Consider the following 16,077-nt stretch of genomic DNA (forward strand, 5'->3'; position numbering starts at 1 on the left):
GCAGCCTAGGCATCGCGCAGCCGCAGTACCGCATGGCCCGCTGCCAGCGCCCCCACCGTCCATGCCAGCAGCCAGGCCAGCCCTTCCCCTGCGCTGTAGGGGATCGGGCCGCCGGTCAGGTTGTCGGTGCTGCCCATGAAAGCCAGGCCGGCGAACAACGGCATGCGCAACGAGACCTCCAAAGCCGCCTGGCTGCCCGTCGTCAGCAGCATCAGCGGCAGGCCCATCAGCAGCATGAACGCCACGGTCAGGGTTCCTGCGGCGCTGCGTACCGCGGTGCCCACACCGATCGTCATCACGGATATCAGGGCGTAGAAGAGCCCCATGCTGAGGAGGTCGCGCACGACCTCGTGGAGTGGCAGCACCGCAAAACCACCGAATACGTCGACGGACAACACCGTGTAGACGACCGCCGTGGACACGCCCCCGGACAGCACTCCTGCGGCGAACATCACCGGCACCACCGCCAGCGCCTTGGCGGCCAGCACGCGGCCGCGAATCGGAGTGGCCTGCAGCGTGCTGCGGATGCCGCCCGACGCGTACTCCGAGGTGATCACCAGCATCGCCGGCGCGACCAGCGCGAACTGGGCGAACGACGTCGCCGACACCACCTGCTCACTCGCGGTCAGGCGTGCGCCTTCAACGCCTTCGCGCAGCATGTTGGTGGCGGTGCTACCGCCGAGCGTCACGGCGCTGACCACCATGACCACCATCGCACCGGCCAGGCACCACCAGGTGGAGCGTACCGACCACAGCTTCACCCATTCGGCGCCGACCGCCTGGCCCAACTGTCTAACCCTCATGTTCACGCCCCCGCCTTCCGTGCTCCGTACTCCACGCTGCTCGCCGTCAACTCCTGGTAGGCCTGCTCCAGCGAGGCTTCGCGGGTGCGCAGTTCGTGCAACCGGATACCCGCATCGTGCGCCAGGTCGCCGATGCGCTCGATGGCGACGCCGGTGGCGACGAGTTGGTTCTCTTCGAGCCGTTCGACCGTGATGCCGGCCATGCTCAGCCGAGCCGACAGATCGGCCGCATGCGGAGTACGTACGACCACGGCGGTCAGGGAACTGCGCGCGATGACCTCCGCCAGCGGCGCGTCCATGATGAGCCGTCCCTTGCCGATCACGACCAGATGGTCGGCGGTCAGCTGCATCTCGCTCATCAGATGGCTGGAGACGAACACGGTCCGGCCCTCCTCGGCCAGCGAGCGCATCAGGTGACGCACCCAGCGCACGCCGTCGGGGTCGAGGCCGTTGACGGGTTCGTCGAACATCACCACCTCGGGATCGCCCAGCAGCGCGGCCGCGATGCCGAGCCGCTGGCTCATCCCCAGCGACAGCGCACCGGCCCGCTTACGCGCCGCATCCGCCATCCCGACCTGCTCCAGGACCTCCGCCACCCGCTTGCGCGCGATGCCGTTGCTGCGCGCCAGCGCCACCAGATGCGCGTGTCCACTGCGTCCGGGATGCAGCGCCCGCGCGTCGAGCATCGCGCCGACCGTCCGCAGCGGGTTCCTGATCGCGTGGTACGGGACGCCGCCGATCAGCGCCGTGCCCGCGGTGGGGTGATCAAGCCCCAGAATCAGGCGCATCGTCGTCGACTTGCCGGCCCCATTCGGCCCCAGGAAGCCGGTCACCGTGCCCGGCCTCACCTTCAGCGACAGGTCCTCGACGACCATCCGGTCACCGTAGCGTTTGCACAAACCCTTGAGACTGATCACGCCGGCCAACGCTAGGCAGCCGCGGGGACGGCCACCATGGAGGCGAACCTCCGACTTCAATGGCGGAAACCCGTAACGCGATGAGCGGTCTGTGTCAGTGGACGCATCCATCGTGCGCTGTCACGAGGCGGCCGGGCCACAGTCGGGATCAGCACTATATGTCGCGGAAGGGGACGGCTCGCTGGACGATGAGGGCAGCGGTGAGGCACATGGCTCCAGCGACTGCCATTCCGGCTGAGGGGCCGAGAGCCGCCATCACCCCGGTGGCAGCGGCCAGGGTGACGGTTTCCAGGCTCATCCGCGTCGTACTGAACAGCGCGGCGCCCGCCCCTCCACGCTGGGAGGGCACGTAGCTGAGCGCTTGCCCGTCCGGGACGCCCTCGGTTAGCCCAAGACACAGCCCGATAACCCCGGCCGCGACGAGAAGGGCGGCAGGATGGTCGGTCACCTGGAGGATGACGGCGGTGACAGTACAGGCGAACAGAGCGGTTGTCACCATCTGCCGTGCCCGTCGGCGTGCGAGCCGCGCGGCAAGAAGCGGAAGGGCTGTTGATGGCACGGTCAGCAGGCTGAGCATGATCGCTGCCTCGCCCGGACCCATGTTCTGGACAGCGCCGAGCTGAGGGAGCACGGTCAATCCCACCACGAGCATCCCCATGAAGGCACCCGTCGCCACGGCGTACGCGCGATAGGCGGGGATCCGCAGCAAGTCCACGGGGATCGCGGGATCAGCCGCGCGCCGTTCCACGCGGATGAGCCCGGTGGCGCTGACCGCCGCGACGAGGACGAGTCCCCCCGGCACCCACCACGGGACACCGGCCCCAAGGCCCAGCCCGAGCGCGGTCACCACGGCAGCAATGGTCACTCCGAAGAGGACAGCGCCGGCAAGATCGAAGTCATCAGACACGCGAGGGCTGCGAAGACCCGGAAGCCCGAGCGTGACCAAGGCCGCGACAGCGGCGACAGCCCCCGGCACGACGAAGACGAGCGGCCAGCCTCCGATGGCCATCAGAGCCTGGGCGACGATCGGTCCCAGCGCCAGGCTGCTGCCGAGCACGGCGCCCGCGTAGCCGTACACCCGACGCCGCTCCTCCGGCGGGTACACGGCCAAGACCATCGACGATCCACCGGCGGCGCACATGGCCGCCCCGACCCCGGCAACCGCGCGAAGGGCCACCAGAGACGACAGGTACGGCGCGAGCGCGGACAAGAGCCCAGCGACCGCGACGACGATGTTGCCGACGGCGAAGAACCGGCTGCGGGAAGTACGATCCGCAGTCACCCCCGCCAGCAGGAGGGCCGTAGCGAACAGCCCGTTGTAGGCGAGGACGATCCACGGACCCAGAGCATCCGCACCGGGCAGCTGCGCGGTCGCATCGGGGACAGCCGCTGTCGCGCCGGTGATGGCGAGGGGGAACACCGCGGTAGAGATCAAGTCAGCGACAAGGACCCGCCGACGTTGACGAGAAGACAAGGCGAACATGGGTGCGCTCCGGAACAAGGGAAATCCGAGCGCCACGAAAGCGCTCCTGGCCAAGGGGTCAGGAGCGACGGCGAGAACTGGGGTTTTGCGCCGTCGCTCTCAGCGACGGCGCACCTTGTCTGTCTTCGGCACGAGCACAAGCTAGCAGCAGCCGTTCATGAAGAAGTGACCAGGTCGTGAGCGGCCTCGGCGAAGGCGCGGACCCGGGCGGTGGCGCCATCGGCCCGCCACAGCAACCCCCATCGCAGCGGCGGGGCATCGCTGATGCGGACATAGGCGACGTCGGGGCGCGCGTAGTAGCGCCTGGCCTGGGCTCCGACGGGGAAGGCGCCGTGCCCGGCGCCGATGAGGGTGAGCATCTCATTGAACGTCGAGGCCGCGGGTCCCGGCTCGATCGGCCGTCCGTTGGGGGTGGTACGCGGGGTACGGTCCTGTCGCAACGAGACGGGCAGGGTGTCCGGCAGCTGAAGCAGCTTCACCCTGGCCAGATCGTCGAGCGAGACCGACGTACGGCCGGCGAACGCATGCCCGGACGGCACCGCCAGCATGCGCGCCTCGGACACCAGCACCGGACCGGTGACGATGCCCGGCTCCTCGATGGGGAACGTCCCCAGCGCGAGGTCGATCTGGCCGTCACGCAGCCAGGGCATGAGATCGACCATCTGCGCTTCGCGCAGCTGAACCTCGCAGTCCGGCAGACGACGGCGGAACAGCTCGGCGGCCCCGGCGAGCAGTTGCCCGCCCGCCGCACCGACAAAGGCCACACGCAAGGTGCCGGTCAGGCCGCGGCCGGCGTCGATCGCCCGCGCGAATGCGGCGGCGATCTGGTCCCAAGCGGGCCGTACCTCCTCATATAGCTGGCGCCCCGCCCTGGTCAGCTCCACGCGACGGCTGGTACGAGTGAACAGCGGCACCCCGGTCCGACGTTCCAGCTTGGCGATCGTCTGACTGATCCGGGCGGTCGACACGCGCAACCGCTCAGCGGTACGGCCGAAGTGCAGTTCCTCGGCCAACGTCAGGAACGCGTCCAGTTCATGCCGCTCGAGCATCTCACCCCCAGATCGTTAACCCCTGCTTCACGATCCTTGCACAGGGCCGCGTTGATCGGCCCCTCGCGCCAGACGAAGGTGGAACGCGCCAGCCACCGCCTCTCTGAGCCGCATGGGAGCAAGCCATGTACGTCACCACTGAACGCGCCCTCTCCACCCTGACGAACGACACGGACGCCGTCGTCCGGGAACTGCGGGACCGCGCCGAGATCCTGGACGCGCTGTACCGCTTCGGCCTGGGCCAGGACCTCCAGGACAAGTTCCTGTTCGCCTCCGCCTTCGCCCCCGAAGCGGAACTCGACTTCCGTCCCGCCGCCGCCAAGTGGGGCGGCCGACCACCGGTGATGTCCGGACGGGACACGATCGTCGACACCATCCTGGCCATGTTCACCGGCCGGGTGGACACCACCCACCAGGTCACCAACCCCCGAATCACCATAAATGGGGACACCGCGCGACTGACCGCCCTGGTGGAGGCCCAGCATCTGCTCGCCGCCGACCACGCCGTCTTCGCCCTGCTGAAGAACCCCTACGACGTCGATCTGGTACGCGACGACGAGCGCTGGATCATCCGCCGCCTGCGCATCGACAACGCCTGGTACACCGGCGACCCCACCGCGATCTTCGGCGTCTGACGAGCACCCCTGCCACCGAAGATCGGAGAAAAATGAGCAGCAAGCTGAACGACCTGCGCGCTCTCGTCCGAGGACGCATCCTGGTCCCCGGAGACGACGGCTTCGACCAGGCCCGGCGCCCCTGGAACCTGGCCATCGAACAGTCGGTTCCCGCCGTGGTGGAAGCGGCCGACGCCGCCGACGTCGCGACCGTGGTCCGCTATGCCCACACCCGCGGCCTGGCCGTCGCGGCCCAGCCCAACGGCCATGGCGCCACCCCGAACCTCGACGGCGCCATCCTGCTGCGCACCCGGCGACTGAACACCCTGGAGATCAACCCCGCCACCCGGCATGCCCGGATCGGCGCGGGCGTGTCCTCGGGCAGCCTCCAAGCCGCCGCCGCACCGCATGGCCTGACCGGCCTGCCCGGCAGTTCCCCGGTCGTGAGCGTCGCCGGCGTCGCTCTCGGCGGCGGACTGAGCTGGTTCGGCCGGAAACACGGCTGGGTCGCGGACCACGTCACCGCCTTCGACGTCGTGGACGCCGAAGGCCGACAGCGACGGCTCACCGCCGACACCGACCCTGACCTGTTCTGGGCGCTGCGCGGCGGTGGCGGCTCCTTCGCCATAGTCACCGCCCTCGAACTCACCCTCCACCCGGCTCCGCACCTGTACGGAGGGCGCATGTCGTGGCCCATCCAGCACGCTTCGGACGTGATGGACGCCTACCGCCAGATCACCGCCACCGCCCCCGACGACCTCACCCTCTGGCTGGACCTGCTGCACTTCCCCGGCTCCACACCCATGATCGCCATCGACGCCACCTACCTCGGCCCCGCCACCACGGCCCGCGCCCTGCTCAGCCCCCTGGACCACCTGCCCCACCCCCTCACCGACAGCAGACGCCCCATGACGGTCACCGAACTCGGCACCATCACCGCCGAACCAACCGACCCCGGCGCGGGCTCCTCACGCGGCGAACTGCTCACCGACCTAGATGACAGGGTGGCGAAGACCCTGGTGGCCGAACCTATCGCCCCGCTGATGAGCGTGCAGATACGCCACCTCGGCGGTGCTTTCGCCCTCCCGTCCAACACTCCCCATGGCCCACTGACCGAGCCCTACGCGCTCTACCTGTTCGGCGTCCCAACCGACCCGGCAACCGCCGAGGCCGTCACCGCCAGACAACGCGTACTCACCGACGCCCTCCCCGTCAGCGGACGCAAACCCTTCACCTTCCTCAGCCCTGGCGAGACACCGGCCGACGCCTTCACGCCGACCGCATTGGATCGCTTGCGCGCCCTCAAACGCCACCACGACCCGTACAACACCCTTCGTGCCAACTTCCCCATCCTCAGCTGAACGCACCCATCCATCGGCTGCCTCCAGAGAGACGTCATCGCTACCCTCAGCGCCACCCTCGACGGGCCGAAGCGTTCGTAGCACACGACCAGCCAAAACCCGAAGAATCCTGGCCGACCCGCCGGCCTGGGAAGACGCCGCATGACTCTCATTTAGAACAGCGAAAGTCGAGTTTAGAGACAAAGCATCCTAAATCTCGCCATAGCTACGGTCCCATGCAGCCTGCTGCTCGACATCTAGCTGAATAGTGGGAAATGAATCTAGGAAGCGATGTGCAAGTTCAATTACGGCGAATTCTTGCAGATCTGGAAGTGAATTAAATTCATCTCGCGCAACATCAAGCCCGAAATGACCCCCTCCTCCTTCTCTGAACAGTGCTGTGACGGAGCACCGAAAGCAGCCTTCGGACTCCTCGTATAGGAACGTAAGGTAGATATCTGAGATTGATGCACGATGCTCATTCAACCAGGCTGGGCGCCCTTGGCCGCTCCAATGATGAGCCTTCGCTTGTCGAGCCATGCGCTCAACCTCATCAAGAGCAACCCCCTTGATGTCTCCCCTGCCGAGGACACCAGCTCGATTCTCAACCTGGGGCCAGACGCGCTTGCGGCGCCTAGCCCACCAGAAACGTATCACCGATCAAACCCTCTAATGTAGATAGGTGCGCCATCTGTAATACCTGAACCTGCCGCAACCCCAGCCTCTAAAGCTCTCTCTGACTGTTCGCGCGGTTGGCGATCCTCTGTGACGCCTAATCGGGCAAGTTATGCCACCAATGTGCGCATCCATTAGCGCAATCAATCTCACGTCTGCGGGCATCCGAGATCGATAGAAGTGCCAGCAATATCCTAAATGATTTTTCCATCTCGGCTTCTGGTAGATTCCCTACCTTAGCCAGCTGCTCACGGATTGACCCGTGCGAAATCAGGACAGCCGGGGTCGCCGTCGGTTTCACCCCTGCCCGGACGATACTCTTCGCAGCATCCTCAGTTACAGCCCTCGCCTGAAGGGAATAAGAAGACAGCTCTCGAATCACGTCACGTCGCTCATCAAGCGGCAGCGCCTCGAACCAGTCAATCCCTTCCTGGAGTGGGCGGCGCCCCTGGCTTAGTTCATTCAGGATAATAAATCGTTTGCTCATCACGGCACCTGTGGATTGAAGATAAAGTGCGGACGATCAGGCTCTAATGTGGCGCATTCCGGAGCATCCGGAATGCAATCCTGAAAATGTCCTGCCCCCGCCTCCGGCCTTGCTAATCCCCATAGGGAGCGAGCTTGCAGTCCTACTTCTTACTCACGATGACTTGCCGGACAATATGTAATCCCAGCCCAAATCCTCCTTAGCGGCACTGCATACCATCGCAACCCAAGCCCCCATCCTATTCGCCGAATTCTGGATGCGCCGGGCCTCGCCAGGGAGAATCCCCGCTTCATTAGGAATTCTAAACCCGCATGAGCCGCTGTTATGCACCATGACGGGCGTCGCACCTGCTTCTACATAATCGAACACCATGCCTGGTGGTCAGCCAAGCTCGCCCGCAAGCTGGCCATTTCCCAGCCAAGAAGCGTAGAAGCCTCGCCAGAACAGTCTGGCGAGGCTTCTACTTTTCTGTCGAACGCGAGCTTCAGATAGATTATCGCCAGCGGGCTACAGCTCTCGCCGACACAGGGCGAGAGCGAAGAATCCAAAACTACCCCGAGCCTCTCCATACTCTCACGATCCACAACTCCAGGATTCCAAACGGGGACCGGATACTCGCTATCCTGATCTGCTTGGGAGGAATCGAGGACGACCAGACTACCCATTCCGTCGGCGAATTTGCCCCGCTGACGTTTTCTCAGCATGATCGACTCGGGCAATGGGGCTTTCTGCAGCAGGGTCCCCGTCCCACCCCACGCGTCGACGGGTTCGCCTTTGACGCTGGTGGTCTCGATGCGGCACCGGTCGGAGTCGAAGATCTTGCCGTCGAGGATGAGGTGGAGTACGCCGTCGGAGGCGGCCCCGATCCAGGGCCTGGTGGAGGTCTGGGGTCTGGTTGGCCAGGAACGTCGATGACCTCGTGGAGGTGGCGGTGGCTTGCGACAGGCCAAATGTGAGGTATCGAGCGGCAGGATTTGGTGGACGATGAACGCTGCCGTTGACATGGTTGGCAATGTCATCATTACCGTGAACCAGTTCGATAAGTCGCTCACTCGCCTCGACAACTGCGAGCCGGCAAAGGCTCGCACCTGGACGACTCTGACGTGCTCGCCACAGAGCGTCCGGAGGGAATCGGCGGGATGCAGGTCGGCGGCATCGTCCCAGGTCTTGCTAGTGGCGTCCCAGGGGTGGTGCTGGGTCGCATGGATGGTTGCGTGACTATCGGCGGTCGGGATGGTGACGTTGGCTAGGTCGGTGTCGCGACTGCGGTGCAGCGCTATGACCTTCTTGGCACCGCCCTGACCGGTCCCGGGGTCGTCGGCGAGCACGTTGTCGCCGATCTTGATGTCTTCGATGCGCTTCCGGGTGCCATCGCTCATCAGGACTTCGGTCTTGGCTGCGAAACTGTTTTTACAGGACAGCTGTCGGTCTTTCCCTCGCTTATTCGACTTCTTTATCTTGCCGCCTACGAGGGCATCGAGGCATTTCTTGTCCGGGTTCTGGACGTAGGTGGTGCCAACGGTGACGATGTCGTAGTACTTCTTCAGCCAAGTGAAGACTCCGATTTCAATCGGGCTAAATTCCGGCTCATTTTCACAGAGAGCATGGTTGCAGTTCAAATAGACTGCGGGCTTTCCTTGTCCTTCTTCTTCCGCGGAGAAGGGCAAGGTAGTCCTCGATCGGCCAGAAGACCAACGCCCCAGCGCGTGTGAGATACATGCCGACCCGGTCGATGCGATACCGGTCGGTGAAGTCCATCAAGGTGTAGCCGAGAAGCTGAAGGATCACCGGCAACGAGAAGTACCCGGTGCGGCGCGTGTGCTCTTGAAATCGATGAGGTGGCTGAGGTACCCGCGTCCGGGTTGGCAGCGCCAGTGCGGAGCGTGCCATGGAAGTGTGACTTTGGGCTACTTCCATGGCACGCTGTACGCCGTTGTCGTGCAACAGGTCACTCCAACTCAGCTAGCCAGGATCGGAGGTCCTCAGAGTCATGGAGATAACTGTCTGGCCCATCCTTGAGATCGGCCCCGGACAGTGTTTGTAGAGAATCCCAGACAACCATATCCGATATTTTTACCTCCTCCAGATCTAGCATTAGTCGCTCAGCCCAGGAGGAAACATCCTCTCGGGTGCGACGCCCTTCTATCATGTCTTTGATCGCGTTGCGCATGGTGTCGCGCGTGGGCTCCACACTACCACTTCCCGGTATAGTTTCCGTCCTTATCGAACGTATAGTGTACCTTCTTCCCTCCCGTAATGCTTTCTTCAGGTCGAGCCTGACGGATCCTTCCGGATCCATCTATGGTTTCCTGCCAGGTCCGCTTTGCGCCCGTAGCGGGATCCCATTCGCGGACAGTGCGACGGCCAACCATTTCGCCCGGCTTGTTTGCTGGCTTTATTTCGCCATAGTATCTTATCCGCCCATTATCCAATTTTCGATAACCAGCTTTGCCGTACTTCTCCAGTTGACCGAGATGCTGCCTGAGGCGCTCGGCATTTGCAGCATTAGACGGTCCATCTGCGGTTCGACCCCCTGGGCGAGGATTACCACCCTTTGGCGCCTCTGCACGCCCCCGCGATGCCACCGCGACGATTGCTAGTTCAATAGTACCTTCGCCTTCGCCCAGAAGGCCATCAGGCCTAGCTTCTCCCCGTGAACACGGAGGCTCAGAGCAGCCATATTTCCGGAAATTCTTATCGATTTGTGATTTCCGATAAGAATCCCTATCGAGATTCTTGTCTTTTGCCGCCTGCCGCTTCCTTGCTGCACTTCTGGCGGCTTGTTCACGAGCTTTCCGATCCTGGTTACTCCGATACTGCTGGTAGGCCCGCTGGTTCCTATTCTCCGTTTTTTTCCAAGTCTTTGACTTCTTTGCGCCGCTGGCCTTGTGAGTCTTGGAGAATGTCTTGTCGGATTTGGCGTTCCCGGTATCGACGCGGCGGCCGTCCGGGTCGGATTGGTCGATGGGGTTGTTGGCGGCATAGCTGTAGGGGTTGGCCCATTCGGGGGTTCGGAGATCGAGTTCGGGGTCGACGGAGATGAACTTGGCAATGGCGGGGTCGTAGTAGCGGGCGCCGAGGTAGTCCAGGCCGGTGGAGGCGTCTTCGATCTTGCCGAGGAAGCCGCGGTCGGTGAAGGGCAGGTCGTCGCCGCCGCGACGCTGACCGTACGGGAGGTAGCGTTCGCGGTTGATGGTGCCGGTGGTGGCGTTGATGGCCAGTTGGGTGCTGCCGTGCTGGCCGGCGAGCAGCCAGGTGACGCCGGCGGCGTCGCGCATGGCGATCGGGGAGCCGTCGCTGGCGCTGTAGTAGCGCTTGCCCGCGACCAGGCCACCGGACAGGCGCAGCTCCATCGGGCCGAGGTAGAGGGTGGTGCTGCCGTCGGGGTCGCGGCGGATCAGCCGCTCGCCGGCGGCGTCGTAGACCATCGAGGTCTGCTTGCCGTCGACGGTGGCCTGGGTGAGCTGACCGAGCTGGTCGAAATCGAAGGTGCCCGGCTTGCCGCCGACGGTGCGGGCCGATAGCTGACCGGCCGCGTCGTAGGCGTAGGTGTCAGCGCCGCCAGGTCGGGTGATGGAGGTGACGGCGTTGGGCCGGACCGCGGTGGCGCCGGGGGTGGGGTACGTGTACGTGGCGGTTTGGCCGTTGTCGGTCAGGCTGGTGATGTTGCCGACCTTGTCGTAGGCGTACGCCTGGCTGTAGGGATCGAGGCCCTTGGCGTCACCGGTGCCGGTGCACGAGCTCGCGGTGGTGGTGTAGGCGGTCTTCAGCCGGAGCAGGCCGTCGTAGGTGAAGCATTCGGACTGGCCGTCGGTGCTGCCGGGGATGGCCGAGGCGGCGTCCAGGACGCGGGTGATGGTGCCGGCGACGTTGTAGCTGTAGCGGTCGTCTTGGACGGTGTCCGGAGCGCTGGTGTCGGCTTTGGTCTGGGTGGAGACGCGCGAGAGCCAGTCGGTGGTGGTGTCGCGTTCGAGGGTGCGTTTGATCTGACCGGCGGCGCCCAGCGTGCGGGTAGCGAGTTTGCCGGTGGGGGTGAAGGCCGTGTCCTTGACGTAGGTGAAACCGCCCAGGTCGGAGGTCAGGCCCTGGGCGAACCCAAGGTCGGTGTAGGCGTAGGTGAGCTTCTCGGCAGCTAACCCGCCCGCGTCAGGCAGGCTCTGCTCCCGCAGGTTGCCTGCGGCATCATAGGCGGAGGCGAAGGCGTAGTCGCGGCCTAGGTTGCCTTCGCTGGCCGGGATGGTCAGTTTGGTGGCGGTGGGCCGGTAATCACTGTCGTAGGCGGTGACGGTCTGGGTGTAGGGCTGGCCGCCCGTATAGCGAGTGGCGGCGCCGGGCTGGCCCTTGGCGACGGTGTCGTAGCTCCACTCGGCGAGTTTGGTGCCGGTGGACACCTCGCCGGCCCATTGGATGGTGCGCCGGCCCAGGTCGTCGTAGCTGTTGGAGGTCTTCTGGTTCTTGCCGTTGATGCTGAAGGTGAGCTGGCCGGCCAGGTCGTAGCCGTAGCTGGAGGCGCCGGCGTCCGGGTCGGTGGCGGCGGTGCGCCGGTTCAGCCAGTCGAAGGTGTAGGTGCGGACGTTGCCGTTGGCGTCCGTCATCTTCGTCAGGTTGTCGTGCAGGTCGTAGCTGTAGCTGGTGTCCTGGTGGGTAGTGGCGTCGGCCCACTCCTCGACCTTCACTGCGCGGTCGAAGACGTCCGTGACAGTGGCGGTCTTGCCGCCGACGGGCGGGGTGACCTCGGTGCGGTCGGCGCCGGGGTAGGCGGTGCTGGTGCGGCGCAGCTCGGTGTCGAGGTGGTAGGCGATCGACGCGACCGGGCGTTCCTGATCGTCGTAGACGGACTTGGTCCACTGCGGCAGCCCGGTCGTCGCGGGGTTGAGCAGCCCGCTGCCCGGCTGGCCGGTGTTGTGCACCGGCTCAGATACCGCGCTGGTCAGGCCGCGCGCGTCGTAGGTGGTGGCGGTGACGATCCGGCCACCCGACGGGGAGGCGGTCTGCGCCTCTCGACTGCGGCCGAGGCCGTCCTCGTAGCCGACGGTGCTGAGGTAGGTGGTGCCGGTCAGCAACTGCTTGATCGTTGTCTTGATCGGCGCGGTCGGCTGGCCCAGCCAGCCGTTCCAGGCGATGTCATAGGCCACCGTCGTGCTGGGAGTGCCACCGCTGCGCGGCTGGCCGGGCTTCCATAAAGCGGTGGTACGACCGAGCGCGTCGTAGTCCATCTCGGTGGTCTTGCCGTTGGCGTCGGTGACCGCGACGGCCTCACCCAGGCGGTGCGACAGCCGGGCGGTGACGGTGTGGCCGAGCGGGTTGGTCGTCGTGATGCCGGTGGCGGGCCAGCCGACGGGCGGGGTGTAGGTGGTCGAGGTGGTCTTGCCCAGCGGGTCCACGCTGGTCAGCTGCCGGCCGTACTCGTCGAAGGTCGCCTTGGTCGTGGAGATGGTGCTCGCGTTGGCGTAAGTACGGACCTCGGTGGGGTTGCCGTCGCTCGGCTTGTTGGTCGCCGGGTCGGTGCCCAGGTCGTACAGGCTGACCGTCTTGCCGATCAACGCCCCGGCGGCGCAGTCGTCTCCGGACCGCTCCTCCACGACGGAGGGCAAGTCGAGCAGCCACTGACCGGCGTCGGCGTTGCGCGCGTACGTGGTGGTGGTGCACGTGTTGTCGGTGGTGACGCCGTCCTGGCCGTAGTCGTTGACCTGCTTGGGCAGGCCGTCGGCGTTGTAGCCGGTCTTGGAGTCGGTATAACGCCAGGCTCCGCCGGTTATCTTGTCGCGGGAGCGTTCACGCGTCTGCAGGACCAGGGCGGGGTCCATGGTGCCGGGCCCGTTGCCGGTGGTCTGGATGGTGTATTCCCACCGGGTCGAGTCGACCTCGGTGTAGGCGCGGGGGCTGAGCGCGGTCATCTTCCACGACTGCTCCTGCAGCACGTTGCCCTGCAGGATCGGCTTGTCCACCAGGGTGCCGCCGTCGAAGTCGGTGACGGTCTCGCCGGTGCCGCGCAGGAAGTTGCGGGTGGTGACGGTGTAGCCGGCCGGGTCGGTGCCGGAGCCATCGATAGTGCGGACCTGGCTGTAGCCGCGCCAGTCCGAGGTCGGCGGAGCCTGGCCAGGCTCGGCGAACTGGACCGGTTTGGTCCAGCGCGGGCTGCCGATGAACTCGTACTGATGCACCATGTCCGGCGAGGCGCCGACCATGTCCCGTTCGACGACCTTGACCGCGAGCTGCTTGAAGAAGCGCGACCAGCTCTCATAATCGGCTTCGGGGATGCTGTAGTCGACGTCGTAGCAGTCGCCGGTCTTGTCGGTGAAGTAGTTGGAGCCGTCACGGCCCTTGCCGCCGCCGCACGGATCGGCTTGACCGTAGGTGACCTCGGTGCGGCCGCCCATCCCGTTGCCGATCGCGGCGATGCGCGGCACCATCCGCCATGACAGCAGGTCGGTCCAGTCCGACATGGAGTCGTAGTCCATCTTGCCGGCCAGCATCACCGCGTCGAAGTCCAGCGGCGGCAACGCCACCTCCTGGGCTGCGGCCAGCCCGATCTGCTGCACGGTGTCCAGCCACAGCGCCGGATCGTCGGCCGGCCCGAAGTCGGTGCGCTGGTAGATCCAGGTCTGTGCCAGGTCCAGGCGGTCCACCGGATCCCACGCGTTCGAGGTGGGGTTGAGCGACTCGGTCAGGACCGAGGTGAGTTTGCGGGTGGAGAAGAAGCCGATCGCGCTGTTGGCGCAGCCGACGGCCTGGGCGCACTGCAGGTCGGTCGGCACGTCCACCCCGCCGCGGTCGGTGGTGGTGAAGGTGGTCCGCGCGGTCGGCACGCTGCCGGGCACCTGGGTGTTGTGTCCCCACTGCACCTTGGCCAGCGTGCCGCCCCGGTCATAGGGCAGCACCCGGTACAGCTCGTGCGCGCACGAGGGCAGGCAGAAGTAGTTGGTCTCCCGGTTGTAGGAGTAGTCGATCACGTTCTCGTTGGAGTCGAGCTCCTGGTCCAGGTTCCACCGCCACACGCCGGTGCAGGTGGGCGGGATGTCGTTGTTGAGGTAGCGGTCGTAACACGGCTCGCCCGAGTCGTTGCCCACGTACGGCACCTGCCACTGGGCGTCCTTGGTGTAGCCGAACCGCCACACCGTGCCGTCCTGGCTGGTCACCTTCCAATACGGCTGGCTGTCGGCTCCCCCTGCGACCTGCTCGATCTTCCAGCCGAAATCCGGAACCGTCTTCCAGCCCCCACCCGCATTGCGGTCCTTGACGATCTGCGCCGACCGGCCACCCGCCGACAGCACCAACTCCGACTGCGACCTGTCAGTGGTGGCGGGATCGTCGTCGGTGTCATCCGGCGACTCCCAGCACAACGCCTCCCCGCCGATCCCGTTCTCCTCGGCTTTCCAGATCAGCTCCGCGGTGTTTTCGTCGTAGGAGTTGTCGACGTAACAGCGGCGATAGCGCCGCTCGATGAACCCGGCACTCAGATCCCAGCCCGCACCAACCACGCTGGACTGGTTGTTGGACCACTGCCCCTGCCCGTCCACCGACGACGCGTCGTACTGCAGCGACAGATCCGGCCCGTCACCGCCCACCGACGGCGCCTCCGGCAACGGCACGTCATAGTCGAAACCACCACCCGACGTGCCCGCCTGCCATGTCCCCGACGGCTTCAGATCGGTCGCACCCCAGTTGCCGTTCGGCCCCGTCATGCCGACCGACAGCAGATACACCGACCCGGCGGCCAGCTGCGCCACCAGCCGATCGCGCGCCACCTGAGCCGCCCACGCCTTACGATCCTTGCCCGCAGGTGTCGGCTTGACCGCCGCCGCACTCGCGCCGACCGGCGTCGCCTCGACCTCCGCAGTCAGCGTCCCGGCCCGCGCATCGTTCGTGGACGGCACCACCACCGGGCGCACCACGCACGTCTTCGGCCGCGGCACCTCCACCGCACACGCCGGCACCCGCACCAGCCGCAACCGGCTGACGAAGTTCCCACCGAACGCGTCCCGGAAGCCCGCGTACGAAAACTCCGCCCGCACCTTGCCCGGCGCCGCCCCGTCATCGGCCCGCATCATCCGCGCAGCGATGCCCACTCCGCCCAGTGCGCGGGCAGCCTCCGGCGACAAGGTCTCCACCTTGACCTTGTCCAGCCCGCTGCTCTTGGCCTGGCCCACCTTGACCGGCAACGTCCCGGCCTCGGCCACCTTGCCGACGGCCGGCACCTCCACCTCGGCCGTGCCCGCCTTCGGCCATACCGGCTCACGCCGCTCCACCTTCGGCGCCGACGCCTCCGCGCCCTTGGGCACTTCGCGTTTCGGCACCGGGCGACCGTCCACGGACTGTTCCGGGTCCGGCGCGGCCGCGGCAGCCCGCTCCACCAGCTGATCCGGCACCCCGACACTCGAAATCAGCACCATCGAGCACAGCCCGACGATCAACGCCGCCAACCACATCCGTACACGCCGAGCCCGCATACCGCACCCCTTCACGGCACGCTGACGCAGACCCCGGGAAACGAGGCCTCGGCGCACCTAAGGCAGACATAAGAACGATCACTCGGAATGTGATCGACGAACCAAGATCGGTCAACAACGGGAGGGTCACTTACCCGACACCAACCGTCAGGGCGCGTCAGCCACGCACTCCATGTTCACTGGTCAACCGACATGTCAGGGAAGGCGCTTTCCTGAAGAAAAATGCACATGTGATCTACATCACGCTTACGACGGTTCG

General features: G+C 65.6%; 9 protein-coding genes. 2 read left to right on the forward strand and 7 right to left on the reverse strand.

Features of this window, described 5'->3' with window-relative positions; all coding sequences use genetic code 11:
• Positions 1-5: 5 nt before the first annotated feature.
• From AB0L53_RS53185 to AB0L53_RS53200, 4 genes are all read right to left on the reverse strand, one after another.
• Complete coding sequence (locus tag AB0L53_RS53185; RefSeq protein ID WP_364012773.1) at positions 6-788, reverse strand: ABC transporter permease; 783 nt, start codon at positions 786-788, stop codon at positions 6-8.
• Between the two features lie 17 nt (positions 789-805).
• Positions 806-1,720 carry an ATP-binding cassette domain-containing protein gene (locus AB0L53_RS53190; protein WP_364012776.1) on the reverse strand — a complete coding sequence of 305 codons (915 nt, stop codon included), beginning with the start codon at positions 1,718-1,720 and terminating at the stop codon, positions 806-808.
• Positions 1,721-1,874: 154 nt separating this feature from the next.
• On the reverse strand, positions 1,875-3,239 hold the full coding sequence (locus AB0L53_RS53195) for an MFS transporter (protein ID WP_364012779.1): 1,365 nt from the start codon (positions 3,237-3,239) through the stop codon (positions 1,875-1,877).
• A 119-nt stretch (positions 3,240-3,358) separates the two neighbouring features.
• Positions 3,359-4,252 (reverse strand): LysR family transcriptional regulator, encoded by an 894-nt coding sequence (locus AB0L53_RS53200; RefSeq protein ID WP_364012782.1) that lies wholly within the window; start codon positions 4,250-4,252, stop codon positions 3,359-3,361.
• A 125-nt stretch (positions 4,253-4,377) separates the two neighbouring features.
• On the opposite strand from AB0L53_RS53200, the gene AB0L53_RS53205 reads away from it, so the two are divergent.
• Positions 4,378-4,887, forward strand: a complete 510-nt coding sequence (locus AB0L53_RS53205) for a nuclear transport factor 2 family protein (RefSeq protein WP_364012785.1) — start codon at positions 4,378-4,380, stop codon at positions 4,885-4,887.
• 32 nt (positions 4,888-4,919) lie between these two features.
• Positions 4,920-6,227: an FAD-binding oxidoreductase gene (locus AB0L53_RS53210; RefSeq protein ID WP_364012787.1), complete on the forward strand. Its 1,308-nt coding sequence runs from the start codon at positions 4,920-4,922 to the stop codon at positions 6,225-6,227.
• A 751-nt stretch (positions 6,228-6,978) separates the two neighbouring features.
• Here the strand turns inward: AB0L53_RS53210 and AB0L53_RS53215 are convergent.
• The 3 genes from AB0L53_RS53215 to AB0L53_RS53225 form a co-directional block, all read right to left on the reverse strand.
• A complete protein-coding gene (locus AB0L53_RS53215; RefSeq protein ID WP_364012790.1) occupies positions 6,979-7,368 on the reverse strand; it encodes a DUF5958 family protein in 390 nt (129 codons plus the stop codon).
• 353 nt (positions 7,369-7,721) lie between these two features.
• Positions 7,722-9,035: a Hint domain-containing homing endonuclease gene (locus AB0L53_RS53220; RefSeq protein WP_364012793.1), complete on the reverse strand. Its 1,314-nt coding sequence runs from the start codon at positions 9,033-9,035 to the stop codon at positions 7,722-7,724.
• Positions 9,036-9,560: 525 nt separating this feature from the next.
• Positions 9,561-15,818 (reverse strand): RHS repeat-associated core domain-containing protein, encoded by a 6,258-nt coding sequence (locus tag AB0L53_RS53225; RefSeq protein WP_364012796.1) that lies wholly within the window; start codon positions 15,816-15,818, stop codon positions 9,561-9,563.
• Positions 15,819-16,077 lie beyond the last annotated feature (259 nt).

The sequence above is a fragment of the Nonomuraea sp. NPDC052129 genome (genome assembly GCF_040680095.1).
In the GTDB taxonomy this organism is placed as follows: domain Bacteria; phylum Actinomycetota; class Actinomycetes; order Streptosporangiales; family Streptosporangiaceae; genus Nonomuraea.